23 protein-coding genes and 1 pseudogene are annotated in these 23501 nt (G+C 64.2%); 14 read left to right on the forward strand and 10 right to left on the reverse strand.

All coding sequences use genetic code 11. From position 1 onward, the window contains the following. The first annotated feature begins 23 nt into the window (after positions 1 to 23). Positions 24 to 215: a hypothetical protein gene (locus tag F8237_RS03490; RefSeq protein ID WP_151642414.1), complete on the forward strand. Its 192-nt coding sequence runs from the start codon at positions 24 to 26 to the stop codon at positions 213 to 215. 17 nt (positions 216 to 232) lie between these two features. Here F8237_RS03490 and gor read toward each other — a convergent pair whose 3' ends face one another. From gor to rpiA, 3 genes are read right to left on the reverse strand one after another with little or no spacing between them, the layout of a single operon-like run. Then, positions 233 to 1621, reverse strand: a complete 1389-nt coding sequence (gor, locus tag F8237_RS03495) for a glutathione-disulfide reductase (protein WP_151642415.1) — start codon at positions 1619 to 1621, stop codon at positions 233 to 235. Between the two features lie 46 nt (positions 1622 to 1667). Next, on the reverse strand, positions 1668 to 2219 hold the full coding sequence (locus tag F8237_RS03500) for a DUF2059 domain-containing protein (protein WP_151642416.1): 552 nt from the start codon (positions 2217 to 2219) through the stop codon (positions 1668 to 1670). 2 nt (positions 2220 to 2221) lie between these two features. Next, a complete protein-coding gene (gene rpiA, locus F8237_RS03505) occupies positions 2222 to 2947 on the reverse strand; it encodes a ribose-5-phosphate isomerase RpiA (RefSeq protein WP_151642417.1) in 726 nt (241 codons plus the stop codon). Between the two features lie 158 nt (positions 2948 to 3105). Between rpiA and F8237_RS03510 the strand changes: the two genes are divergently transcribed. The 5 genes from F8237_RS03510 to F8237_RS03530 all read left to right on the forward strand — a co-directional run bounded on the left by F8237_RS03510 (position 3106) and on the right by F8237_RS03530 (position 8148). Then, positions 3106 to 3780 carry an HAD-IA family hydrolase gene (locus F8237_RS03510; RefSeq protein ID WP_151642418.1) on the forward strand — a complete coding sequence of 225 codons (675 nt, stop codon included), beginning with the start codon at positions 3106 to 3108 and terminating at the stop codon, positions 3778 to 3780. Positions 3781 to 3932: 152 nt separating this feature from the next. Further along, positions 3933 to 4430: a hypothetical protein gene (locus F8237_RS03515; RefSeq protein ID WP_151642419.1), complete on the forward strand. Its 498-nt coding sequence runs from the start codon at positions 3933 to 3935 to the stop codon at positions 4428 to 4430. Positions 4431 to 4538: 108 nt separating this feature from the next. After that, positions 4539 to 5591: a GTP 3',8-cyclase MoaA gene (moaA, locus tag F8237_RS03520; RefSeq protein WP_151642420.1), complete on the forward strand. Its 1053-nt coding sequence runs from the start codon at positions 4539 to 4541 to the stop codon at positions 5589 to 5591. Positions 5592 to 6010: 419 nt separating this feature from the next. Continuing rightward, on the forward strand, positions 6011 to 6550 hold the full coding sequence (locus F8237_RS03525) for a TRAP transporter small permease subunit (protein ID WP_151642421.1): 540 nt from the start codon (positions 6011 to 6013) through the stop codon (positions 6548 to 6550). Continuing rightward, positions 6547 to 8148, forward strand: coding sequence for a TRAP transporter large permease (locus F8237_RS03530; RefSeq protein ID WP_151642422.1), 1602 nt, complete (start codon positions 6547 to 6549; stop codon positions 8146 to 8148). Before F8237_RS03525 ends, F8237_RS03530 begins: the two co-directional genes overlap by 4 nt. Positions 8149 to 8326: 178 nt before the next feature. On the opposite strand, the gene F8237_RS03535 is transcribed toward F8237_RS03530, so the two are convergent. Beyond that, on the reverse strand, positions 8327 to 9706 hold the full coding sequence (locus F8237_RS03535; protein ID WP_244626174.1) for a sensor histidine kinase: 1380 nt from the start codon (positions 9704 to 9706) through the stop codon (positions 8327 to 8329). Positions 9707 to 9767: 61 nt separating this feature from the next. Continuing rightward, positions 9768 to 10442, reverse strand: coding sequence for a response regulator (locus tag F8237_RS03540; protein ID WP_151642424.1), 675 nt, complete (start codon positions 10440 to 10442; stop codon positions 9768 to 9770). A 292-nt stretch (positions 10443 to 10734) separates the two neighbouring features. Here F8237_RS03540 and F8237_RS03545 point away from each other — a divergent pair, with 292 nt between their 5' ends. Next, the gene (locus tag F8237_RS03545) at positions 10735 to 11271 is read left to right on the forward strand and encodes a TetR/AcrR family transcriptional regulator (RefSeq protein WP_244626071.1); all 537 of its coding nucleotides are present in this window, start codon (positions 10735 to 10737) and stop codon (positions 11269 to 11271) included. A gap of 88 nt (positions 11272 to 11359) precedes the next feature. Then, positions 11360 to 12220 (forward strand): DMT family transporter, encoded by an 861-nt coding sequence (locus F8237_RS03550; RefSeq protein ID WP_151642425.1) that lies wholly within the window; start codon positions 11360 to 11362, stop codon positions 12218 to 12220. A gap of 4 nt (positions 12221 to 12224) precedes the next feature. Here F8237_RS03550 and F8237_RS03555 read toward each other — a convergent pair whose 3' ends face one another. The 4 genes from F8237_RS03555 to F8237_RS03570 all read right to left on the reverse strand — a co-directional run bounded on the left by F8237_RS03555 (position 12225) and on the right by F8237_RS03570 (position 15902). Next, entirely contained in the window at positions 12225 to 12581 is a 357-nt protein-coding gene (locus F8237_RS03555) for a YunG family protein (protein ID WP_151642426.1), read from the reverse strand. 345 nt (positions 12582 to 12926) lie between these two features. Next, complete coding sequence (locus tag F8237_RS03560; protein ID WP_015686979.1) at positions 12927 to 14018, reverse strand: TRAP transporter substrate-binding protein; 1092 nt, start codon at positions 14016 to 14018, stop codon at positions 12927 to 12929. A gap of 195 nt (positions 14019 to 14213) precedes the next feature. After that, positions 14214 to 15356, reverse strand: a complete 1143-nt coding sequence (locus F8237_RS03565) for an Mrp/NBP35 family ATP-binding protein (RefSeq protein ID WP_151642427.1) — start codon at positions 15354 to 15356, stop codon at positions 14214 to 14216. Between the two features lie 108 nt (positions 15357 to 15464). Further along, positions 15465 to 15902, reverse strand: a complete 438-nt coding sequence (locus tag F8237_RS03570; protein ID WP_151642428.1) for a VOC family protein — start codon at positions 15900 to 15902, stop codon at positions 15465 to 15467. 195 nt (positions 15903 to 16097) lie between these two features. Here F8237_RS03570 and F8237_RS03575 point away from each other — a divergent pair, with 195 nt between their 5' ends. From F8237_RS03575 to F8237_RS03595, 5 genes are all read left to right on the forward strand, one after another. After that, positions 16098 to 16970, forward strand: a complete 873-nt coding sequence (locus tag F8237_RS03575; protein WP_151642429.1) for an NAD(P)-dependent oxidoreductase — start codon at positions 16098 to 16100, stop codon at positions 16968 to 16970. Positions 16971 to 16992: 22 nt separating this feature from the next. Next, a complete protein-coding gene (gene nhaD / locus F8237_RS03580) occupies positions 16993 to 18270 on the forward strand; it encodes a sodium:proton antiporter NhaD (protein ID WP_151642430.1) in 1278 nt (425 codons plus the stop codon). Between the two features lie 137 nt (positions 18271 to 18407). Further along, a complete protein-coding gene (locus tag F8237_RS03585) occupies positions 18408 to 20003 on the forward strand; it encodes a sensor histidine kinase (protein WP_162005857.1) in 1596 nt (531 codons plus the stop codon). Between the two features lie 44 nt (positions 20004 to 20047). Continuing rightward, on the forward strand, positions 20048 to 20251 hold the full coding sequence (locus F8237_RS03590) for a DUF1289 domain-containing protein (protein ID WP_151642432.1): 204 nt from the start codon (positions 20048 to 20050) through the stop codon (positions 20249 to 20251). Positions 20252 to 20279: 28 nt separating this feature from the next. Next, positions 20280 to 20834, forward strand: a complete 555-nt coding sequence (locus F8237_RS03595) for a TIGR02281 family clan AA aspartic protease (RefSeq protein ID WP_151642433.1) — start codon at positions 20280 to 20282, stop codon at positions 20832 to 20834. On the opposite strand, the gene dusA is transcribed toward F8237_RS03595, so the two are convergent. Further along, positions 20831 to 21829 carry a tRNA dihydrouridine(20/20a) synthase DusA gene (gene dusA, locus F8237_RS03600; protein WP_151642434.1) on the reverse strand — a complete coding sequence of 333 codons (999 nt, stop codon included), beginning with the start codon at positions 21827 to 21829 and terminating at the stop codon, positions 20831 to 20833. The two genes, F8237_RS03595 and dusA, sit on opposite strands and share 4 nt — an antisense overlap. A gap of 1045 nt (positions 21830 to 22874) precedes the next feature. Here dusA and F8237_RS03605 point away from each other — a divergent pair. Then, positions 22875 to 23490 (forward strand): annotated as a pseudogene (locus F8237_RS03605) (DUF2478 domain-containing protein). The last annotated feature ends 11 nt before the right edge of the window (positions 23491 to 23501 follow it).

Genomic DNA, 23501 nt, shown 5'->3' on the forward strand with positions numbered 1-23501 from the left:
GGACACTTCCCGAGAGGCTCAACATGACCGCGAAAATCAAGGAGCATATTTGCTCGACCTGCAACGGCACGGGTTTTCCCCCATCGGGGCAATCGACATTCCCGGGCCGCAAGATCTACCCAACCAAATGCTCGACCTGTCTTGGAAAGGGAAGGATTTCAGAGGCCAGCCAAAGCGACCTCGGTGCGCTGAACCTGGCGCGCGCCAAGCGATAGTCCGCTGAGTACAACCCCTACTCCGCCGCCTGCCGCACGTGGCGCGCGGTTGGCGTGCGCATGGTGACGAGCTCTTCGGCCGCGGTCGGATGCAGCGCGATGGTGGAGTCGAAATCGGCCTTGGTCGCCTTCATCTTGATCGCGATCGCGACCGCCTGGGTGATCTCGGCCGCGGCGTCACCGACGATGTGACAGCCGAGCACACGGTCGGTCGAGCCGTCGACGACGAGCTTCATCAGCACGCGGGTGTCGCGCCCCGACATCGTCGCCTTGATCGGGCGGAAATTCGTCTTGTAGATGTCGACGTGGCTGAACTGCGCACGCGCCTCGGTCTCCGTCAGGCCGACCGTGCCGACCTCCGGCTGAGAGAATACGGCGGTCGGAATGGTCGAATGATCGACCTGCACCTCGCGCTTGCCGAACACGGTGTCGGCGAAGGCATGGCCCTCGCGGATCGCGACCGGCGTCAGGTTGAAGCGATGGGTGACGTCGCCGATCGCATAGATGCTGTCGACCGAGCTTTTGGAGAAATGATCGACCGCGATGCCGCCATTGTTCGGGTTGATGGCGACGCCGGCCTTCTCCAGGCCGAGATTGGCCACCGCCGGATGCCGGCCGATCGCGAACATCACCCGGTCCGAGGCAAGGCTCGACCCGTTGGACAGATGCGTGGTGAACTCGTCGCCGTGGCGATCGACCTTCGCGACCGTGCAGCCGGTCAGGATGGTGATGCCCTGCTTCTCCATCTCGCTGCGGACGTGAGCGCGGACGTCCTCGTCGAAGCCGCGCAGGATGTTGTCGCCGCGATAGATCACGGTGACGTCGGAGCCGAAGCCGGCGAAGATGCCGGCGAATTCGAGCGCGATGTAGCCGCCGCCCTGGATCACGATCCGCTTCGGCAGCTTCTTGAGGTGAAACGCTTCGTTCGACGAGATCACGTGCTCGATGCCGGGAATCGCAGCGCCGTGGTTGGGCGCGCCGCCGGTGGCGATCAGGATGTATTTCGCCGTGATCTTCTTGTCGTCCACGAGCAGGCGGACGGTGTGCTTGTCCTCGATCACCGCACGGCTCTTGACGATCTGCGCGCCGGACTTCTCGACATTCGTCGTGTAGGCCGCCTCCAGCCGGGCGATCTCCTTGTCCTTGTTGGCGATCAGCGTCGGCCAGTCGAAGCTGGCGGGCGGAACGGTCCAGCCGAAACCGGCGGCGTCCTCGAGCTCGTGACGAAAATGCGAGCCGATCACGAACAGCTTCTTCGGCACGCAGCCGCGGATCACGCAGGTCCCGCCCATGCGGTACTCTTCCGCGATCATCACGCGGGCGCCATGGCCGGCCGCGATGCGGGCGGCACGCACGCCGCCCGAGCCGCCACCGATGACAAAGAGGTCGACGTCGAATTCAGCCATTGTCCACTCCGACCTCTGTCATCAACTCCTGATCAGATAGTGCCGATCAGATCTCCTTGCCACGCTTGCGCATCTCGGCGCGGAAGGCGCCCATCACGGTCTCGGCGAAGTTCTGGGCCCAGGAGTTCATGAAGGCCATGCTGAGGCCAATGGCGCGCGGCTCGGCGTCGATCAGCTTCTTGCCCAGCGGCGACTTGTAGAAGGTGACGAGGTCCTTCAGCTCCTGCTCGGTGAACTCGCTGGCGTAGATCTGCGCCATGCCTTCGCCGATCTCGTTCTGGCGGCCGGCGAGCTGCTGGGCGACGACCTGGGCGACCTCGTTGAGGTCCTTCTGGTAGTTCAGGTTCTGCTGGATCAGCGCGATCTTGGTCTTCTCGACCAGGCCCGGCACGGCGCCGGTATACATCGCGGTGGCGTTCTTGATCTGCAAGATCTCCCTGGCCGCGGCGATCGCCGCCGGCGAGGACTTCGGCTGGGCCGGCGCGGCTGCTGCCTTGGGCTGAGCCGGCGCCGGCTGCTGCGCGACGGCCGGGGCTGCCGAAAGCGCCAGTCCCACAGCGAGGGTCGCGGCCGGCAAGAACTTCAATACGCTCGTCATTCCTAGTCTCCTTTCGGCTTTCGCCGTTCAATCACGCGGATTCCCTCGCCACCCGCCAAAACAGCCGAGCTGGCCAAGCCGATGAACAACCCATGCTCGACCACCCCGGGGATCGCGCTCAACGCCTTGGCGAGGCTGGGCGGATCCACGATACGTCCGAGCTGGGCATCGAGGATCCAGTGGCCGCCGTCGGTGACGAAAACGTGGCCGTCCTTGTCCCCCCCTTTGGTCTTGCGGACCGCCATTTGCCCGGAAACACCGCATTCCGCAAATGCCTTCTCGATCGCGCGGCGCGTCGCGCCAAGCCCGAACGGGATCACCTCGACCGGCAGCGGAAAGCGGCCGAGCGTCGGCACCCATTTGGTGTCGTCGGCAATCACGATCATGCGATCCGAAGCGGCCGCCACGATCTTCTCGCGCAGCAGCGCGCCGCCGCCGCCCTTGATCAGATTGAGCTCGGGATCGATCTCGTCGGCGCCGTCGATGGTGATGTCGAGATGGTCGATCTCGTCGAGCGTGGTCAGCGGCACACCGCAACGTTCCGCATCGAGGCGCGTCGCCTCGGAGGTCGGCACGCCGATGACCTTGAGCCCGGCGGCGACGCGCTCGCCGAGCAGTTCGACGAAATGCTTGGCGGTCGAGCCGGTGCCGAGCCCGAGCTGCATGCCGTCACGCACCTCCTCGAGGGCGCGCGCCGCAGCCTGCCGCTTCAACTGGTCCATGTTCACGATGCGCCCGCCCCTGAATAATAAGTAGAGTGTGCCGCCGAGTCTGGCCGCTTGCGGCGGCCTATGTAGCCTCGTTTTCCCGGCGGGAACAGGCCCATAAGCTGATCTTATGGCCCCGCCCCTTGCGCAGCTCCGGCCGGGCCGGTAGCGCTTGGACCATGACCTCCTCCTATACCCTCGTCTTCGATCTCGACGGCACGCTTGTGGATACGGCGCCCGACCTGATCACCGCGCTGAATTACGTGCTCGACCGCGAAGGGCTGCCGCCCGTGCCGATGGCCTCGGCCCGCAACATGATCGGCGCCGGCGCCCGCAAGCTGATCGAGCGGGGGCTTGAGGCCGAGGGCCGCACCGTGAGCCTCGCGGACATGGACCGGATGACGGCGGATTTCATCGCCTATTACGCCGACCACATCGCGGTCGAATCCCGGCCCTTCGAGGGGCTGGAAGCCGCGCTCGACCATTTTGCCGCCGAGGGCCACCGGCTGGCGGTCTGCACCAACAAGCTGGAATGGCTGTCCAAGCGGCTGCTGGACCAGCTCGACATGAGCCGTCGCTTCGCAGCGATCTGCGGCGCCAACACGTTCGGGGTCCAGAAGCCGGATCCGACCATTTTCCGCGAGACGGTCGCGCGCGCCGGCGGCGATGTGAAGGCCAGTATCATGGTCGGCGATGCCGGAACCGACGTCGGCGTGGCCCGGCGCGCCGGGGTCCCCGTGATCGGGGTCAGCTTCGGCTATACAGACGTGCCGATCGCCGAGCTGAAGCCGGACCGGCTGATCCATCACATGCGCGACCTGCCGGCGGCTGCCCTCAGCCTGATGACAGGCTAGCCCGAACAAGCCACTGATTTGGCAACGCTATTTTTCGGAACCCTGCGTTAACCATCTATTATCTATGCGCCGTGCGCCGGTTGCCTGCCTGAAACGACACTCCTATGGTCGGCCGGGGATGTGGCGGTTCGTCGCAGTAGAAGTGGATGGTCATGCGTCGTGTCATCGCGATTGCGTTAGCGGGGGCGAGCCTCCTGGGGGTAATCAGCCTTGGGGGCTGCTCCTCGATGCCTTCAATGGACATGTTCAAATCGGCGCCGCCGACCGTTCAGGTCCGGCTCGAATCCAATCCCCCGGGCGCTGACGCCACGACCTCGCTGGGTTCGGGCTGCAAGACCCCCTGCTCCGTCTCGGTTCCAGCTCCCGATGCACCGTTCACGGTCGCTTTCGCGCTGCCAAAGTACCAGCCGGCCAGCGTGCCGGTGAACGTCATCAGGAATCCCGGCGATTTCACCACACCCGCCTCGGTCACCACCGACCCCAATCCGGTGTTCGCCGAGCTTCAGCCGGCCGCGCCGCCGAAACCGGTTCGCAAGCCGCACCGGCCGAAGAAGCCGAAACCGGCCGCAGCCGCGCCCGCCGCGGCGCCGGCCGAGACGGCTCCTGCTGCAGGCTCGCCGTTCCCCGATCCGAACGCAGGCAAACGCTGATTACGTATACCACCCGATTGTCCTAGACGCGTCCGATGCTTAGATTGCTTCCAGAGCACCGCTGAAGCAAAAGGTGCGCCCGTCGCCGTAAGTGACAAGGCATTTGGTATGAACGGATCTTCCGCGAGCTCTCTCGCAACGGCGAGCCCTCTCGCCGCGCTGTCGAGCGCCATGACCGATCCGTTCGGGCGGACCATCTCTTACTTGCGCGTCTCCGTCACCGACCGCTGCGACCTGCGCTGCTTCTACTGCATGTCGGAAGACATGACGTTCCTGCCCAAGGCGGACCTGCTGACGCTGGAAGAGCTCGACCGGCTCTGCTCGGCGTTCATTGCCAAGGGCGTCAAGAAGCTGCGCCTTACCGGCGGCGAGCCGCTGGTCCGCCGCAACGTGATGACGCTGGTGCGCTCGCTGTCGCGGCATCTTTCCAGCGGCGCCCTGCACGAGCTGACGCTGACGACCAATGGCACCCAGCTTGCGAAATACGCGCAAGAACTGGCCGATTGCGGCGTCCGCCGCATCAACGTCTCGCTCGACACGCTTGATCCCCAAAAGTTTCGCGAGATCACCCGCTGGGGCGAGATCGACAAGGTGCTGGAAGGCATCGAGGCCGCGCGCGCCGCGGGCCTCAGCGTGAAGATCAACGCGGTGGCGCTGAAGAACCTCAACGAGGACGAGCTTCCCGAGCTGATGCGCTGGGCCCACGGCAAGGGCATGGGCCTGACGCTGATCGAAGTCATGCCGATGGGCGAGATCGGCTCGGGCCGCATCGACCAGTATCTGCCGCTGTCGCTGGTGCGCGCGCGCCTGGCGCAGCAATTCACCTTGACGGATCTGGCCGAGAGCACTGGCGGCCCCGCCCGCTATGTCAGCGTCGCCGAGACCGGCGGCAAGCTCGGCTTCATCACGCCGATGACCCATAATTTCTGCGAATCGTGCAACCGGGTGCGCATCACCTGCACCGGCACGCTGCACACCTGCCTCGGCCACGAGGATGCCTCCGATTTGCGCAAACCCCTGCGTGCATCGAGCGAGGATGCACTGCTTGCGGATGCGATCGACCGCGCCATCGGGCTCAAACCCAAGGGCCACGATTTCATCATCGACCGCCGCCACGACCGCCCCAGTGTCTCCAGGCATATGAGTGTGACCGGCGGCTGAGGGATTCGCGCCAGCGTCGCTAACCTAAGCTTTTGAGCGCGCGTCAATTTGTCCATTTTCCGATTGACGGCACGTGAAGCCGCTGGTTTGGTGCACCCGCCTTTGCTTGCCCGGCAGCAATAAGCCGGCCCGCCCCTCTGGCGGTCGCGGTCAAGACGGCAAGGCACGAGGGGAGGACTGACGCCGCAATCGCTTTCGGAAAACGATTCCCGCGGTCGCGTGCATTTTGCACGCGGGTCGAGCGATGCGTGCTGAAGCCTCCCGTGAAGTCTGAAGCGCGATGAGATGTGATGAATCATCTCATCGCGCTTCAGGTTGTTGTTCGAGCCTGGTCTCTTCGGAAAGCCGCTTCGCAACTCGCGCTGGCGCGGCCCTCCGGGTCCGGATCACGCTCATGGCCGCGACGGAGAGAAAGTAAGATGCGTCCCTTGCTGGCGGTGAGCAACGCCATCGACCTCCTCAACGAAAAGATCGGGTACGTCTGTAACCTGCTGGTGCTGCTGGCGTGTCTGGTCAGCGCGGTCAACGCCATGATCCGCTATGCCTTCAGCAACTCCTCCAACGGCTGGCTGGAGCTTCAATGGTACATGTTCGCGATCCTGGTGATGTTCGGCGCGTCCTACACGTTCAAGCGCAACGAGCATGTGCGGGTCGAGATCTTCTATCTGACGCTCTCCGAGCGCGGCCAGCTCTGGCTCGACATGATCGGCACGCTCTGCTTCCTGATCCCCTCCTGCCTGCTGCTCGCCTATCTGTCGTGGCCGTTCTTCATGCAGGCCTATAGCGTCGGCGAGATGTCCGGCAATGCCGGCGGCCTGATCCGCTGGCCGATCAAGTTCGTGATCCCCGCCGGCTTCGTCCTGCTGGCGCTCCAGGGTGTTTCCGAAGTCATCAAGCGTATCGCGGCTCTCAAGGGCTACGTCACGATCGACGCCAAGTACGAGAGGCCGACCCAATGATTACGCTGGAGATGATGCCGCCGTTGATGTTCGGCGGCCTGGTTCTGGCGATGCTGATCGGCTTCCCCGTCGCGTTCACGCTCGCGGCGGTCGGCCTCTCCTTCGGCTTCCTCGCCATCCATCTCGGATTCTTCGACCTCAACTTCCTCCAGGCGATCCCCGGACGCGTGTTCGGCAGCGTGCTCTCCAACGAGCTGCTGCTCGCGATTCCGTTCTTCACCTTCATGGGCGCGATATTGGAGAGATGCGGGCTCGCTGAGGACATGCTGGATTCGATGGGCCAGCTGTTCGGCCCGATCCGCGGCGGCCTCGGCTATTCCGTGATCATCGTCGGCTTCATTCTCGGCGCCATCACCGGCACGGTGGCGGCACAGGTCATCGCCATGGCGCTGATCTCGATGCCGATCATGATCCGCTACGGCTACAACATGCGCTACATCACCGGCGTGCTCGCGGCCTCCGGCACGATCACGCAGCTGGTGCCGCCTTCGCTGGTGCTGATCGTGCTCGCCGACCAGCTCGGCAAGTCGGTCGGCGACATGTATCTCGGCGCCTGGGGTCCCTCGGTGTTCCAGATCATGCTGTTCGCCGGCTACACCTTCATCCTCGGCCTGATCAAGCCGGACCACGTACCGCCGGTGCCGCTGGAAGCGCGCACGCTGAACGGCTGGGCGCTGTGGAAGAAGTGCCTGATGGGCATCATTCCCTCGGCCGTGCTGATCTTCGTCGTGCTCGGCACCATGATGATGGGCCTTGCGACCCCGACGGAAGCCGGCGCCATGGGCGCGGTCGGCGCCATCGTGCTCGCCGCGATCCATCACAAGGACTTCACCTCGAATGATCGCAGGGTCCTGATCATCGGCGTGATCGCCGCCGGCATCGGCACCATCGTCGCGATGCTGTTTACCGAGAACCTTGTGTTCAGGCTTTCGTTCGCGGTGTGCTATATCGCCGTGGCCTGGATCTGCATCCAGGCTGCCCGCATCCCCGACCTGCGCGACCTCATCAAGCAGGGCTACGAATCCACCATGCGCCTCACCTGCATGGTCACCTTCATCCTGATCGGCTCGACCTGCTTCTCGGTGGTGTTCCTGGGCGTCTCCGGCGGCGTCTGGCTCGAGCATCTGCTGACCTCGCTGCCCGGCGGCGTCTGGGGCTTCCTGATCTTCATCAACCTGTTCATCTTCTTCCTGGCGTTCTTCCTCGACTTCTTCGAGATCGCCTTCATCATCCTGCCGATGATCGCGCCGATCGCGCAGAAGGTTCTCGCGCCGGTGGTGGGACCCGACGCGGCGCTGATCTGGTTCGGCGTGATGCTGTGCGTGAACATGCAGACCTCGTTCCTGCATCCGCCGTTCGGCTTTGCGCTGTTCTATTTGCGCGGCGTCGCGCCAAAGGAAGTGAAGAGCTCCGACATCTACTGGGGTGCGATCCCGTGGATCGGCCTGCAGATGATCATGGTGCTTCTCGTGATCATCTTCCCGGTCACGGTGACGGGCCTGCTCGACAAGCCGCTGAACGTCGACCTCGACAAGGTCAAGATCGAGGTGCCGCAGATCGACCTGCCGCCGCTGGATCTGGGACCACCGCAGAAGTAACGGACGGTGTAGCAGCGATCGCTGACACTTCTTCCCTTCTCCCCTTGCGGGAGAAGGTGGCGCGAAGCGCCGGATGAGGGGTATACCTCCGCGCGTTCGATTGAGAGTTGGACTCGCGGATAGAACCCCTCACCCGTCTCGCCGCTATCGCCATAGCCGATGCAAAGCATCGGCGTTATCAGGACGGCGGCCGAGGGCCGCCTATGCCACCCTCTCCCGCAAGGGGAGAGGGCGCAGCGTCAGTGCCGCGCGAATTCTTCCCCGCGACGTTGACCTTCTCCGCCAGCCGAAACCGCAGCGTGAACTCCGCGCCGCCGCCCGGCAAATTCTCCACGGCCACCGTGGCGGCGTGATCGTCCGCGACACCGCGCACGATCGACAGCCCCAGGCCCGCGCCGTCGCTACGCTGACGGTCGGCGCGCCAGAAGCGCTGGAAGATCAGGTCGCGCTCGGCCTCCGCGATGCCGGGACCGCAATCGCGCACCCGCACCGAACCGTCGTCACTCACCTCGATATCGACGGAAGTGTCCTTTGCGGTGAACTTGATGGCGTTTTCGGCGAGGTTGAAGATCGCGCGCTGGAGCATCTCGGAATTGCCATGGATCAACACCGGCTCGTCCGTGCCCTTCAGCGCGATGTCCTTGTGCTGCGCGATCGCCAACGGCGCGATCGCGGCGACCACCTCGGCGCAGACGGCGCGCAAATCCGCGGTCTCGCCGGGATCGAGCACCAGGGTGTCGAGCTCGGCGATCTCCAGCAGCTGCGCGACGATGCGGCTCATGCCTTCGATGTCGTCATGCAGCGCCTGCCGCGCGGCGGTGTCATGCAGCGTTTCGATCCGTGTCCGCAGGATCGCAAGCGGCGTGCGCAATTGATGCGCGGCGTCGGCCGTGAACTGGCGTTGCACGCGAAAGCCGCCTTCGAGCCGGTCGAGCGCCTGGTTGACGGCGGTGACCAGCGGCATGATCTCGCGCGGGATCTGCCGGGTCGGCAGGCGGATGTCGGTGCGCGCCGGCCCGATATTGCTGGCTTCCTCGGACGCCTTCCACAACGGCGCGAGCGCGCGGCGGAAGATGATGATGTCGATGGCGAGCAGGATCAGCAGGATCGGAATGGTGATCCACCCCACCCGCCGGAAGAAGTTCGAGATGATGTCGTCGATGATGACGTCGCGATGCGCCAGATCCTCGGCGACGCGGATACGCACGATCTTGCCGTCGATGATGCGCGTGACGCCGGCGCCGGAAATCGTCTCGGACAATGGCGGCGCCTGTGCCGCCGCGGCTCCCGTCTTGCGGCGCGACGAGAACAGCAATCGGCCGTCGGCATCGCGGATGTCGTAGAGATAGCGGCCATAGGCTTCGGAATAGAGGCCGCGAAGGCTGTCCGGCAGATTGAACGTCAGCAGGCCGTCCGGCGCCGCGACGATGCGCTCGGCCAGCACTTCGGCCTGCGCCCGCATGGCCTTGCGGTGCAGCTGGTCGACCTCGGAATTGAGCAGCCAGAACAGCACCAGCGGCAGGAAGATCGCGACCACCGCGACCGCCACGATGTGCATGAACACGATGCGCGAGATCAGCGATTTGAACGTCGGCCTGACGAACGCTCCGCCGGCCACGTTATTTCTCCTCGGCCATGAGATAGCCGACGCCGCGGATGGTGTGGATCACGACCTTGGCGCCGTGTTCAGCGAGCTGCTTGCGCAGCCGTGAGACGTAGACCTCGACCGCGTTGGAGGCGACCTCGCCTTCGAGCCCGAAGATGTGGTCCTCGACGTTCTTCTTCGGCACCACCCGCCCCTGCCGGCGCAGCAGGATCTCCAGCACCGAGGTCTCGCGCGCGGAGATGATCCGCGGCTGGTCGTCGACGAATATCTGGCGGCTCTCGGTGTCGTAGACGAGGTTGGCGAGGCGCAGCGAACGGCCGAGCAACTGACCGGGACGGCGCAGGATCGCCTCCAGCCGGGCCACCAGCTCCTCCATCGCGAACGGCTTGGCAAGATAGTCGTCGGCGCCGCTGCGCAGGCCGGTGACGCGGTCCTGCAAGCCGCCGCGCGCGGTCAGCACCAGCACCGGCAGTGGCTCCATCTGCCGGCGCAATTCGCGCAGCACCGACAGGCCGTCGCCGTCGGGCAGGCCGAGGTCGAGGATCATCGCGGCATAGCTGACGCTGCTGACCGCCTCGCGCGCCTCGGCGGCGCTGCCGACGATGTCGCTCTCATACCCCGCCGTCGCCAGCCCGGCGGCGACCAGCCGCGACAGTTCGGCATTGTCCTCGACGATCAGAAGACGCATCGCATTCCCGCCGGATGTTCCGGTGCAATCGCGGCTCGCGCCGCATCGCTGATCTCTTCCATCATTCGCGCAGTTTCGGCCAGCAAAAAGGCGGGGCTTGCCGGCCTTTTGGTGCGCTGTCAGGTTCGTGTAAGCCACTCAGGCGAGTGCGCACAAGTCTTACCGCAAAATCGCCAGCTTGCGATATATAGACCATACGGTCTATATATCAGGAATGCGCAATCAGACCCCAGTGCAGTCGCCCCGTGGCCGCCCCCGGAGTTTCGACCTGGACGTCGCGGTCGAACGCGCGATGGACGTGTTCTGGTCGCGCGGCTATCACGCCACGGCGCTCCCCGATCTGCTGCGCGCGACCAGGCTCTCGCGCGGCAGTCTTTACGCCGCGTTCGGCGACAAGCACTCGCTGTTCCTGCGTGCGCTGGATCGCTACATTGCCGACGCCCTGACCCGGATCGACACCGAACTCGCCCCCGACAGGTGGCCGGTCGACGGCCTGCGGGCCTTCCTTGCCGGCTACGTCGACCGCACCAGCGGTGCCAATGGCCGGCGCGGATGCCTGCTCGTGGCCACAGCCATGGAACTGGCCGGCCAGGATGCCGAGGTTGGCCGTCGCATCGCGAGCTTCTTCAAGGCGCTGGAGACCAGGCTGGCGGCTGCCTTGTCCCGCGCGAAGGCGGCGGGCCTGCTGGCCGATGGTGTCGAGCCCTCGAGTGCCGCCCGAATTCTGGTCTGTTTCGTTGAGGGGATGCGCGTGGTCGGAAAGACGGCGCCGGCACGGACGACGTCGAAGGCCACCGCTGACGCTCTTCTCGATCGCTTCATCAAGTGAGCAACCCAATCATATGAACGATCATGCCGCGCCTTCCGCCATCAGTGCATCTATATCTGGACCGAGCGGTCTCGAAATTAGGAATGCCATGTCGGCTCTCCAGGTCGTCTGCGCCGTCGCCGTTCCCCTGCTCTGGGGCTACCAGTTCGTGGCGATCAAGGTGGGCGTCACGGAGTTTCCGCCGCTGTTCTTCCTCGCGCTGCGCTTCCTCGCCATCGCGCTGCTGCTCGTTCCGTTCGTCAAGAGGCCCACGCGCCGACAGCTTGGCCCCATTGCCGCTATTTCGCTTTTCCTTGGCGGACTGAACTTCGGGCTGTTCTATGTCGGCCTTGGCCTCGGCTCGGGAAGCATGTCGGCCGTCGCATATCAGCTCGCCACGCCCTTCACCGTCCTGTTGGCCTGGCCGCTGCTCGCGGAGAGACCGTCCCTCATCACGTCGGCCGGCGTGGTACTCGCATTCGTCGGCGTGGTCGTGCTGGCAGCGCAGCCCGGCCTGTCGGCAAACCCGCTGCCGCTGCTACTCGTGGTCGGGGCAGCCTTCGCTTTCGCGGTGTCCAACGTCCTGGCCAAACGTTACGGCCCTTTCGATCCGCTGATGTTGATGGGGTGGTCGTCGCTGTTCACGGTGCCGCAGGTCATGGTGATGTCGCTGCTGCTCGAACACGGACAGTTGGCGAGCCTTGCCACCGCGGATGAAAATGGTTGGCTCGCCCTCGCCTACACGATTTTCATCGGCGGAATCGTCGGCTTTGGCCTCTGGTTCTGGCTGATCGCCCGCTGCTCGATGGGCCGCGTCGCCCCCTTCGGCCTGCTGCTGCCGGTGTTCGCCCTGATGTCGAGCGTGCTGTTCCTTGGCGAGCGTGTGACCCCGAGATTGATCGCCGGCGGGCTGCTCGCGATCTCCGGCGTTGCCATTACACAAATCCGACCGAGCGCGCGGCCACGCTGAACGCCTACAGTCCCTCTGAGCTGGTGCCCTGCCGCTGATAAGCCACCCTGAGTTCAGCCAACTGATCGCTTGTTGCTCCCTGCTCGGCGTTGGCGCGGCTTGCAGGCAAGTCCATGTAAGCGATCGGCTGCTCGAACTGGCTCGCCGTGAAGTCGTACCTTTCGCCTCCGATCCGATTGTAGAAATGATCGCCGGCCGGCAGGGGCGTCTTCAGCAGCTCGCCGCCGAAGAGGTCGTGGATCAGCAGCGCGGTGACGTTGCATTGCCCGGCCGCGGGGTTGCCCGCCGTCCATTGGCTGGCCGTCGACAGCGACCACGCCTTGCGTAGCGCGCGTTGAATATCATCGGGATCGAAGCGCATCGTCAGCTCCCAACGGATCCGCGTCGAGAATCAAATTTCGGATTATTCGATTTTTGCTTTATGCCATTGTTTTGCCCGACGTGTCAAACGGGTCCGTTGCGCGGCTGAGCGCAACTCCATCCGCGTGTCATTGCGAGCGGTGTAGAAGCGGACGCGCGCCTTCCTGCAAATTTACCCGGTAAGTCAAACTGTTGTCGGCCGCTATCGAGCCATTTTCCCGCACCCCGCGTCTACTGTGCATGGGGTTGTTTTGCGGACTTTGAGTACGCACATGCGCCGCCAAAGAAAAAGCCCGGCCTCGCGAACGCGGCCGGGCTCATTCATGTTGCGACGTTCATCGAAGGATCAGCCGCGGGTGCGCGAGCGGATCATGAAGCTGTCGTAGGTGTACTCGGCGACCTGCCACCACAGATATTCGTCGGAGCGGTAGGCCTGCATGGCGTCGATCGACTTCTTGAAGTCGGGGTTCTTGGCCGAGATCTCGCCCCACAGCTCGTTGGTCGCCTTGAGGCAGGCTTCGAGCACTTCGTTGGTGAAGGGACGAAGCTGGGTACCGCCGGCGACCAGACGCTTCAGTGCGGCCGGGTTCTGCATGTCATAGCGCGCGGCCATCCAGCTGTTGGCGTTGGCCATCGCATTGGTGAGGATCGCCTGGTAGTTCTTCGGCAGCGAATTCCACTTGTCCAGATGGACGAAGGAATGCACGGTCGGGCCGCCTTCCCAGAAGCCCGGATAGTAATAATACTTGGCAACCTTGGCGAAGCCGAGCTTCTCGTCATCGTAGGGACCGACCCATTCGGCAGCGTCGATGGTGCCCTTCTCCAGCGCCGGATAGATGTCGCCGCCGCCGAGCTGCTGCGGCACCACGCCGACCTTCTGGAGCACCTGGCCGGCGATGCCGCCGATGCGCATCTTGAGGCCGGACAGATCCGCAACGGTCTTGATCTCCTTGCGGAACCAGCCGCCCATCTGCGTTCCGGTGTTGCCGCAGGGGAAGCCGATCACGTTCGACTTCTTGAAGAACTCGTTGCCGAGCTCCATGCCGCCGCCCTGGTACCACCAGGAGTTCTGCTGGCGTGCGTTGAGGCCGAACGGCACCGAGGCGTAGATCGCGAAGGTCGGGTCCTTGCCGACATAGTAGTACGAGACGGTGTGGCACATCTCGACCGTGCCGTTCGAGGTCGCGTCGAGCGCCTGGAGGGCGGGGACGATTTCGCCCGCGGCGAACACCTGGATCTGGAACTTGTTGTCGGTCATCTCGGCGACGTATTTCGCCACCTGCTCGCCGCCGCCATAGATGGTGTCGAGCGACTTCGGGAAGCTCGAGGTCAGGCGCCACTTCACCTCGGGCGAGGACTGCGCGATCGCCGGCGAGGCCACAGCGGCGGTTGCCGCAGCACCAGCTGCCGACACTTTCAGAAAATCACGACGCTTCATCTTCAGGCTCTCCTTGCTGGGGCGTTTCCCCTAACTTCCTCTTTGCTGCCGCTCATTCCGGCGACGCGTTTTTGGGCCGCGTCGAACCGAAGGGGCTTGACTGCCGTGGGCCTTTAACACGGACCGCACGGTTTCGGAACGCGACATTGGCATGACGGGGCTCTACGAAAGTCGCACGTCCCCGGAAAAGACCGCTCAGACTGTGGCGACAACGCCCTTGAGCTGGTCCCGGACCTGGCCCGCAATGGCGCGGTAGATCGCCGCATGAGGCCCGTCCGGCTCGCTGTCGACCACGGGGCTGCCGGCATCCGAGCTGGCGCGAATCGCCATGTGCAGCGGGATCTCGCCCAGGAACGGCACACCCAGCTTCTCGGCCTCGTGGCGCGCCCCGCCGTGGCCGAAGATGTCGGATTTCGTGCCGCAATGCGGGCACTGGAAATAGCTCATGTTCTCGACGATGCCGAGCACGGGCACGTTGACCTTCCTGAACATCGCAAGCCCCCGCCGCGCGTCGATCAGGGACAGGTCCTGCGGGGTCGAGACGATCACGGCACCCTTCAGCGGCACGTTCTGCGCCAGCGTGAGCTGGGCATCGCCGGTGCCCGGCGGCATGTCGACCACGAGCACGTCGAGCTGGCCCCAGGCGACGTCGCGCAGCATCTGCGTCACCGCCGACATCACCATCGGACCGCGCCAGATCATCGCGGTCTCTTCCTCGACGAGGAAGCCGATCGACATGATGGCGAGGCCGAAGCGCCGGAGCGGAATCATTTTGCGCTCGCCGTCCAGCTCCGGTTTCTCGTGCAGGCCCGTCAGCCGCGGCACCGAGGGGCCGTAGATGTCGGCATCGAGCAGCCCGACCTTGAGGCCGAGGTCGCGCAGACCCAGCGCCAGATTGAGTGCGGTGGTCGATTTGCCGACGCCGCCCTTGCCCGAGGCCACCGCGATCACGGCGGCAACGCCCGGAATCTCGGACTGCCGTGCCATCGGCGATTGGGCACCGCCCTGCGGCGGCGGCTTGTGGGCGTGGACCGGCTGCACACCGGGTGTGCCGCGGCTCGGCGTTGGCGGCGGAGGCGGTGCGGCGCCGGCCTTGCGCTCGGCGGTCAGCGCCACCATCACGGTGATGACGCCGGGAATGGCGCGCACGGCGGCCTCCGCTTCGGCCCGGACGGATTCCCAGGCCCGCGCCTCGGCGGCATCGACGTTGATCGAGAAGAACACCTTGCCGTCGGCCGCGCTGATCGCGCTCAGCACATTGGCATTGGTGAGCGCGACCCCGCGGGGCGACTTGATCCGGGCGAGGCTGTCGAGAACCTGTTGCTGCGTCACGCTCAAAGCGCATCTCCTAAAGAGAGCATGATCCGGAAAAGAGTGAAGCGGTTTTCCGACCAGATCATGCTCAAGACCTTGGGATGCCCCATTAGAGCGGAAACGGCCAAAAGGCTACTGCCTGCCGATATCACCAGCCATCTCGACGGGTGCCGCCCCCTGCTCCAGGGCCGCCTCGTAATTCAGCTCGATCATGACCCCGTTGGGGTCATAGACGAAGATCTGCCAGAGCTCGCCGCCGGGCACCTGGCGGGCGTCGAAGGTCATGCCCTTGGAGGCCAGCCGCTGCTTCATGCCGTCGAACCCGCGGCTGACGAAGGCGACGTGGTGGACCACGCCCGAATCCGGCTTTTGCGGCTCCGAGGTTGGAGAAATATCGACGAGGTGCACCACCGGCTTGCCATCGCTGTACATCCACGCGCCGGGGAAGGCGAAGTTCGGCCGGGCGCCTTTTTCGAGGCCCAGCACGTCCTCGTAGAAGCGGACCGTCTCGGCCAGATTACGGGTCCGGATGTTGAAATGATCGAGGACGCCGACACTTGTGCCACCCATGCTTTCACTCCCTTTCCTTGAAGTCCTTGGCTCCGCCATCCTAGCACAGGGGGCCGCCAAACGAAGCCGTTGCCCTCCGGCCTCAAGGGTTTATGGTGCGCCCGATCCGTCGTTCGGCGGAACCTCAGGAACGCCGGCTGGCGCCCCTCGCCCGGCTGCAACCGTAAAACTCAAGCTACGGACAAGGTACCACACATGGCTAAAGTCGCTTTCCTCGGTCTCGGCGTGATGGGCTTCCCCATGGCCGGACACCTCGTGAAAAAAGGGGGCCATGAGGTCACCGTCTACAACCGCACCGCGGCCAAGGCGAAGGAATGGGCGGACAAATTCGGCGGCAAGACGGCGGCGACCCCGAAGGCCGCCGCCGAAGGTCAGGATTTCGTGATGTGCTGCGTCGGCAACGACAATGACCTGCGCTCGGTCACGATCGGCGCCGACGGCGCATTCGTCGGCATGAAGAAGGGCGCGACCTTCGTCGACCACACCACCGCCTCCGCCGAAGTCGCGCGCGAGCTGGACGCCGCCGCAACCAAGGCCGGCTTCAAGTTCATCGACGCCCCGGTCTCCGGCGGCCAGGCCGGCGCCGAGAACGGCGTGCTGACCGTGATGTGCGGCGGCGCGCAGGACGTTTACGCCGGCGCCGAGCCGATCATCACGGGCGCCTATGCGCGGATGTGCAAGCTGCTCGGGCCCGCCGGCTCCGGTCAGCTGACCAAGATGGTCAACCAGATCTGCATCGCAGGCCTCGTGCAGGGCCTCTCCGAGGGAATCCATTTCGCCAAGAAGAGCGGCCTCGACGTCGCGGCCGTGATCGAAACCATCTCCAAGGGCGCGGCGCAGTCGTGGCAGATGGAGAACCGCTACAAGACCATGAACGAGGACAAGTACGATTTCGGCTTCGCGGTCGAATGGATGCGCAAGGACCTCTCGATCGCGCTCGCCGAAGCCCGCCGCAACGGCGCCAATCTGCCGGTCACCGCACTGGTCGACCAGTTCTACTCCGAGGTCGAGAAGATGGGCGGCAAGCGCTGGGATACGTCGAGCCTGCTCGCGCGCCTCAATCGCTGACACCTGACGGACTGATCCCGCCTTGCTGATCGCACTCGCCGCCATCTTCGTTCTGGCCTATGCGGCGATTGCCCTCGAGCATCCGATCGGGGTCAACAAGAGCGCGTCCGCGCTGCTCGGCGCGGGCCTGCTCTGGACCATCTACGCCATGGCAACGGGCGACCATGCACTGGTCGGCCGTCAGCTCGACGAATCCGTCGCCTCCACCGCGCAGATCGTGTTTTTCCTGATCGGTGCGATGACCATCGTCGAGGTGATCGACGCCCACGACGGCTTTGAGGTCATCACCTCCCGCATCAGCACGACGAGCCAGGTCAAGCTGATGTGGCTGGTCGGATTCGTGGCGTTCTTCCTCAGCGCGATCCTCGACAATCTCACCACCACGATCGTGATGATCTCGCTGATCCAGCGGCTGATCGCAAGGCGCGAGGACCGCCTGCTGTTCGCCTCCCTCATCGTGATCGCGGCCAACGCCGGCGGCGCGTGGACCGTGATTGGCGATGTCACCACGACCATGCTGTGGATCGGAGGGCAGATCTCGCCACTCAAGATCATGGGTGCGGTGTTCCTGCCCTCGCTGGTCAATCTGCTGGTGCCGCTCGCCTTCATCAGCTTTGCGCTCAAGGGCAAGACCATCGCGGCACCACCGAAGGACAACGGCCTGCTCGCCGTCGAGCGGGCCGAGCGCAACCTGATGTTCTATCTCGGGCTCGGCGTGCTGATCGCGGTGCCTGCCTTCAAGACCGTCACCCATCTGCCGCCGTTCATGGGCGTCCTGCTCGGGCTCGGGATCGTCTGGCTGGCCGGCGAGATCGTGCATCGCGAAAAGGACGAGCATGTGCGCCGACCGCTGTCGCTCGCGCATGCCCTGACCCGGATCGACATGGGCTCGATCGTGTTCTTCGTCGGCATTCTGCTCGCGGTCGCCAGCCTCGAACATGCCGGTCTGCTGTCGATGCTGGCCAAATGGCTGGATACCGCGATCGGCCGCCAGGACATCATCGTCGTCGTCCTCGGCCTGCTCAGCGCCGTCATCGACAACGTGCCGTTGGTCGCCGCGACCATGGGCATGTACGACCTCGCACATTATCCGACCGACAGCTTCCTCTGGGAGTTCATCGCCTATTGCGCCGGTACCGGCGGGTCGATCCTGATCATCGGCTCGGCCGCCGGCGTCGCCGCCATGGGGCTCGAACGGATCGAGTTCCTCTGGTACGCGCGCCGCATCGCCGTCCCCGCGCTCGCGGGCTATCTGGCGGGGGCGGTCGTCTATGTCGCGCAGCATACCTGGCTGCACTGAGCGGCACGAGCGCGCCCGGAATTAACGCAGGGTTAACGTAATTCTTTAGCTCCTTAAGTCACCTCTTAAGGATTTCTTGCCAGAGATAGACAATGCAGAAGGCCCGCGTCCGACGCGGGCAGGAATCGTGTTGCTTGATGAGTAACCCCGCTGAAAAGCCTGAAGTCGTGCAGCTTCCGGCCGAGCCAATCAGCGCTCCGTCGGCGAGCAGCCGACGGGCTGCGGCGCAACGGGTCCGCGAGGCGCGCGATAAGTTAACGTCGACCAGTGGAACCCGGCCGGCCTTCGACGCCGAGATGCTGCGCCAATATGCCCAGACGCGGCTGTCGGCTTCCTATGTCGTGATGCTGCTGGTGGTCGCCACCGGCGTGCTGTTCGGGCTGTGGATGCAGCCGATCCCGGCCGCGGCCTGGACTGCCGGCATGCTCTGCATCCACGCCGCGATGATCCGCAGCTGCCACCGCTTCCTGGCCGAGCCCACCTCCCCGACCGCGACGCGTGCGTGGCGGACGCGTTTCGTCGTGCTCGATCTGCTCTATGGCCTGTGCTGGATGGCGATCCTGATCCACCCCGTGCTCGATATGGTCACGGAAACGCTGATGATGTTCTTGATGCTGCTGGTGATCGCAGTATCGAGCATGCTCGCCGCCAATCTGCCGATCGCAGCCCTTGCCGCCACCGCGCCGGTTGCGGTTGCGATGGCGCTGAGCTTTGCGATGACCGGCTCGCTGGACAACTACATTCTTGCGGCGCTGGCGCTTGCGGCCGAAGGCTATTTCGTGCTGCTGGCGCACCGCCTGCATTCCTCGACGTTTGCCACGCTGGAGGCGCGCGCCGAGAAGGACGCGCTGATCGGCGAGCTCGAACAGGCCAAGGCGATCTCGGACGAAGCGCGCCATCGCGCCGAAGCCGCCAACGTCGCCAAGTCGCGCTTCCTCGCGCAGATGAGCCACGAGCTGCGCACGCCGCTGAACGCGATCCTCGGCTTCTCCGAGGTGATGAAGAGCGAGATCTTTGGCGCGCACGCGGTGCCGGTGTACAAGGAATATTCCGCCGATATCCATAATTCCGGCGTGCATCTGCTCAACCTCATCAACGAAATCCTCGACCTCTCGCGGATCGAGGCCGGCCGCTACGAATTGAACGAGGAAGCAGTCTCGCTGGTCGGCATCGTCGCCGATTGCCATCATCTGATGAAGCTGCGCGCCTCCAGCCGCGGCATCACCATCCACGAGGTGTTCGAGCAGGCCATGCCGCGGCTCTGGGCAGATGAGCGCGCGATCCGCCAGGTCGTGCTCAATCTGCTCTCCAACTCGATCAAGTTCACCCCGCAAGGCGGCGAGATCTGGCTCAAGGCCGGCTGGACCGCCTCGGGCGGACAATATCTCTCGGTGAAGGACACCGGCTCGGGCATTCCCGAGGAGGAAATTCCGGTCGTGCTCGCCTCGTTCGGCCAGGGCTCGAACTCGATCAAATCGGCCGAACAGGGCGCAGGCCTCGGCCTGCCGATCGCCAAGAACCTGATCGACCTGCATGGCGGCACGTTCACGCTGAAATCGAAGCTGCGCATCGGTACCGAAGTGATCGTCACCTTCCCGCCAGAACGCGTGATGAGCGCGCTGGCGCCACTGTCGGAGGAGGCACCACCGCTGCAGCCGGAGGGGTCCCTCGTTCCAGACGAGAGGCGCCGGCCGCGCCACAAGCCGATCATGAGCGCCGGCACGGGCTCTTAACGAGATGCTTGCAGAAATGCCCGACGATCCCCCACTATATCCAAATGAGCAAAGAAACGCCGTGCGTCGCCGTCTGCATGATCGATCCCAAGACCAAGCTGTGCTTCGGCTGCGGCCGGACCTTGCCGGAGATCGCGCGCTGGCACGCCATGGAGAGTCCGGAACGCCAGTCCGTCATGGCGCTGTTGCCGACACGCATGGCGGACGCCGGACTCGTGCCGATCGCGGGATCACCGAAACGCGCCTGACCAGCCTGCGCGCCTTCGGAGGCGCGCGATGATCCGCTTCCTGCTCGTTCTCATCATGCTCGCCGGCACGGCAGGTGCGGTCGTCGCCTATGGCGATTCCGATCAGATCGTGCGTGCGAGCAACAAGGTCTCGCACATCTTTCGCGGACAGAGCGCGTCGCCCGCCCCGGCGGTGCAGATCCCGCGCGGCCAGGGCGGCGAATTCGCGCTCCGCGCCAAGATCAACGGCGTCGCCGCCCCCATGGTGATCGACACCGGCGCCACCTCCGTGGTGCTGACCTGGGAGACGGCGAAGGCGATCGGACTGCCGCTCGAGATGCTCGAATACGACGTCGATCTCGAAACCGCGGGCGGTCACACCAAGGCGGCTCGCCTCACGCTTGACCGTCTCTCCGTCGGCCATCTCGTCGAGAAGTCGGTGCCGGCGCTGGTCGTGCAACGCGGACAGATGAAGACCAATCTGCTCGGCATGAGCTTTCTCGATCGCCTGGAGAGCTGGGGCGTGCGCTCCGACAGGCTGATGCTCACCGGCTATCCGGAACTCCAGAGCAACCATCGCCGCTCACGCACGGCAGTGGATTAGGCGGCCGCCGCCTCTGCCGGCACGCGCGCGCCGACACGCGCGATCGCATCGCGCAGCACCTCGAGGCCGGCGCCCGGCTTTACCCCCTGCTCGGCAAGATGGCGACGGAACGCGCGTGCGCCGGGCACGGCGTGGAATGCGCCGACGAAATGCCGCGTGATGGCGTGCAGCCGCGTACCGCGCGCAAGCTGCTGCTCGATATAGGGCATCATCGCTTCGAGCGCGTCCTGCATGGTTGCATGCCGCCCCGCCTCGCCGAAAATGTCGGAATCGACGGCGAGAAGCCGCCACGGCTCCTGATAGGCGGCGCGGCCGAGCATCACGCCGTCGACATGTTCGAGATGTGCTTTCGCCTCTTCGATGCTCCGGATGCCGCCATTGATGATGACAGGTACGTTCGGCATCGCGCGTTTGAGCCGATAGACGCGATCGTAGTCAAGCGGCGGGATATCCCGGTTCTCCTTCGGTGACAGACCGCTGAGCCAGGCTTTCCGGGCATGCACGATCAGTGCGTCGCAGCCGGACGCGACCACCGCGCGGGCGAGCGTATCCAGCGCGACTTCCGGATCCTGGTCGTCGATGCCGATGCGGCATTTGACGGTGACGGGAACGACAACCGCACGCTTCATCGCTTCGACGCACCTCGCCACCAGCTCCGGCTCCGCCATGAGACAAGCGCCAAAGCGGCCGTCCTTCACGCGGTCGGACGGACAGCCGACATTGAGGTTGATTTCGTCATAGCCGAACTCCGCGCCGATCCGCGCCGCCGTCGCGAGCTCATGCGGATCCGACCCGCCAAGCTGCAGCGCCACGGGATGCTCCACCGCGTCGAACCCAAGCAGCCGCGCCCGGTCTCCATGAATAATGGCGCCGGTGGTCAACATCTCCGTATAGAGCAGCGCCCGCCGGCTCAAGTGACGGTGGAACACCCGGCAATGCCGGTCAGTCCAGTCCATCATAGGTGCACAGCTAAATTTCCAATGATTCTCAATCACTTAAGATTCTCTGTCGGTCCAGTCCTGGGAAGACGCGGCAACGTATCTATACTGATTTCGTTGGGCTTTTTAGGGGTGGTTCGATTATCTAGCCAGTTTTTGGCGGCCCTTTGCTACAAATTTGCTACCGAGCCGACTCGCGGGATGCGCTTCGCGTTTGGTAGCAAATCGAGACGCCGAAGATCGCATCTTCGCGCTAGATTTAGTCAATTCGGAAACTTGAAATGTCGTTTTGACTGTTGATGGTAATCGTGCGCTCGTTATCAAAGAAGAAAGCGACTTTGCCTCCAGCGACGGCGGTCTGCATTGCGTATTCTTTGAGACGGTGCCCGATAACGCCAGCGATGACGCCAACGTCAACGTGAGGATATTCCCACCCCTCGCTCGCGATCGTTGATGGGCTGGGCCGCCCCGGTGATGGCCGCCAAATTATGACACCGTGGTCGATGACCAGCCTGTGCCAAGCACCGGCGAAGCAAAGGTGAACGACGTTGGCATTAGCTACGAGTTCGCCGTTGTGAACGAACCCCTCGCAAATAAATGCCTCACACAAGAGCCCAGCCAATTCAGGCGCGCAACCAACTATCTCCATCGTTCCCACTACCTGAGGCGCCGCTGTGCTGATGCGATCAGAGATGGTTCGAAGCTATCACCAAATACGCGAATGCATTTGCTACGGTTTTGCTACGAGATGCAGGCGCACCCGCACTAACCTGTTGCGATCGCGCAAAAATCCCGTCTATCCGTTCTGTCCATCATGGGGGCGACGGAAAAGCGAAAATCCTGTGACTTCAATGAGCTATCTCATGCGGAGCAACGGGCTCATCCCGGCACCGGGAGAGAGTTTGCGTCCATCCTTCGCCCGAATGGGCATCTGATTCAATTGAAATAAGCATCGGATCCAGGAATGAAAAGCCCGATGGCCGGATCGCTAGTCCGGGCATCTGATCGCGCGTTCGGTACGATGGCGCCGACGGCGCCAGTGTAGCTCGACCATTGCTCAACTCAACATACAGGCGTACGAAGCCGAACAAGGACCACTGCCATGCCCGTTGATTTCGCCGAGATCGACCCGATCCGCGTTGCCGCCATTCTCTACCGGCCGCAAGATGACCTCGACACGTTGCTCGCCGACTTCGCGCAAGACCTGGTGCGGAAGGGTGAGCGCATCGGCGGTATCGTCCAGCGCAACATCAAGGACGGAGGCGGCTGCCAAGTCGGCATGCAGGCCATCGACCTCATGACCGGCCGCGAGATCTCGATCTGCCAGCCGCTCGGCAGCGGTGCCATGGCGTGCAAACTGGATGCCGCCGGTCTTGCCGACGCGTCCGTCGCGGTCGCAAGCGCGATCACGCAGGATGTCGACCTCATTGTGATCAACAAGTTCTCCAAGCAGGAAGCCGCCGGACAAGGGCTGCGCGACGAACTCGCCGACCATTGCGGCCGGTATTCCCGTGCTGACCGCCGTGCCCGAAAAATGCCTGGACGCCTGGATCAGCTTCACCGGCGGGATCGGCACGACGCTGCTCTGCGAGCGTCAGGTCATCGAAGCATGGTGGCAGGATATCTCTTCGCGCAAGAAGCGCATGCACGAAGATCGCGACGGGGTCTCGACCGCCGACCGGGCGGCTATTTGCCGATCACTACATCCGACGACTTGATCACGGGCGAG

Origin of the sequence: Bradyrhizobium betae (assembly GCF_008932115.1) — a bacterium.
In the GTDB taxonomy this organism is placed as follows: Bacteria; Pseudomonadota; Alphaproteobacteria; order Rhizobiales; family Xanthobacteraceae; genus Bradyrhizobium; species Bradyrhizobium betae.

Bases quoted from the DNA above. Each gene is read 5' to 3' on its own strand.
- F8237_RS03550 (WP_151642425.1), top strand. From the start codon at position 11,360: ATGTCGGCTCTCCAGGTCGTCTGCGCCGTCGCCGTTCCCCTGCTCTGG.
- F8237_RS03595 (WP_151642433.1), top strand. From the start codon at position 20,280: ATGATCCGCTTCCTGCTCGTTCTCATCATGCTCGCCGGCACGGCAGGT.
- F8237_RS03500 (WP_151642416.1), bottom strand. From the start codon at position 2,219: ATGACGAGCGTATTGAAGTTCTTGCCGGCCGCGACCCTCGCTGTGGGA.
- gor (WP_151642415.1), bottom strand. From the start codon at position 1,621: ATGGCTGAATTCGACGTCGACCTCTTTGTCATCGGTGGCGGCTCGGGC.
- F8237_RS03585 (WP_162005857.1), top strand. From the start codon at position 18,408: ATGAGTAACCCCGCTGAAAAGCCTGAAGTCGTGCAGCTTCCGGCCGAG.
- F8237_RS03515 (WP_151642419.1), top strand. From the start codon at position 3,933: ATGCGTCGTGTCATCGCGATTGCGTTAGCGGGGGCGAGCCTCCTGGGG.
- F8237_RS03555 (WP_151642426.1), bottom strand. From the start codon at position 12,581: ATGCGCTTCGATCCCGATGATATTCAACGCGCGCTACGCAAGGCGTGG.
- F8237_RS03575 (WP_151642429.1), top strand. From the start codon at position 16,098: ATGGCTAAAGTCGCTTTCCTCGGTCTCGGCGTGATGGGCTTCCCCATG.
- F8237_RS03590 (WP_151642432.1), top strand. From the start codon at position 20,048: ATGAGCAAAGAAACGCCGTGCGTCGCCGTCTGCATGATCGATCCCAAG.
- F8237_RS03570 (WP_151642428.1), bottom strand. From the start codon at position 15,902: ATGGGTGGCACAAGTGTCGGCGTCCTCGATCATTTCAACATCCGGACC.
- F8237_RS03535 (WP_244626174.1), bottom strand. From the start codon at position 9,706: ATGCACATCGTGGCGGTCGCGGTGGTCGCGATCTTCCTGCCGCTGGTG.
- F8237_RS03490 (WP_151642414.1), top strand. From the start codon at position 24: ATGACCGCGAAAATCAAGGAGCATATTTGCTCGACCTGCAACGGCACG.
- F8237_RS03530 (WP_151642422.1), top strand. From the start codon at position 6,547: ATGATTACGCTGGAGATGATGCCGCCGTTGATGTTCGGCGGCCTGGTT.
- F8237_RS03510 (WP_151642418.1), top strand. From the start codon at position 3,106: ATGACCTCCTCCTATACCCTCGTCTTCGATCTCGACGGCACGCTTGTG.
- F8237_RS03545 (WP_244626071.1), top strand. From the start codon at position 10,735: ATGGACGTGTTCTGGTCGCGCGGCTATCACGCCACGGCGCTCCCCGAT.
- moaA (WP_151642420.1), top strand. From the start codon at position 4,539: ATGAACGGATCTTCCGCGAGCTCTCTCGCAACGGCGAGCCCTCTCGCC.
- F8237_RS03560 (WP_015686979.1), bottom strand. From the start codon at position 14,018: ATGAAGCGTCGTGATTTTCTGAAAGTGTCGGCAGCTGGTGCTGCGGCA.
- F8237_RS03540 (WP_151642424.1), bottom strand. From the start codon at position 10,442: ATGCGTCTTCTGATCGTCGAGGACAATGCCGAACTGTCGCGGCTGGTC.
- F8237_RS03525 (WP_151642421.1), top strand. From the start codon at position 6,011: ATGCGTCCCTTGCTGGCGGTGAGCAACGCCATCGACCTCCTCAACGAA.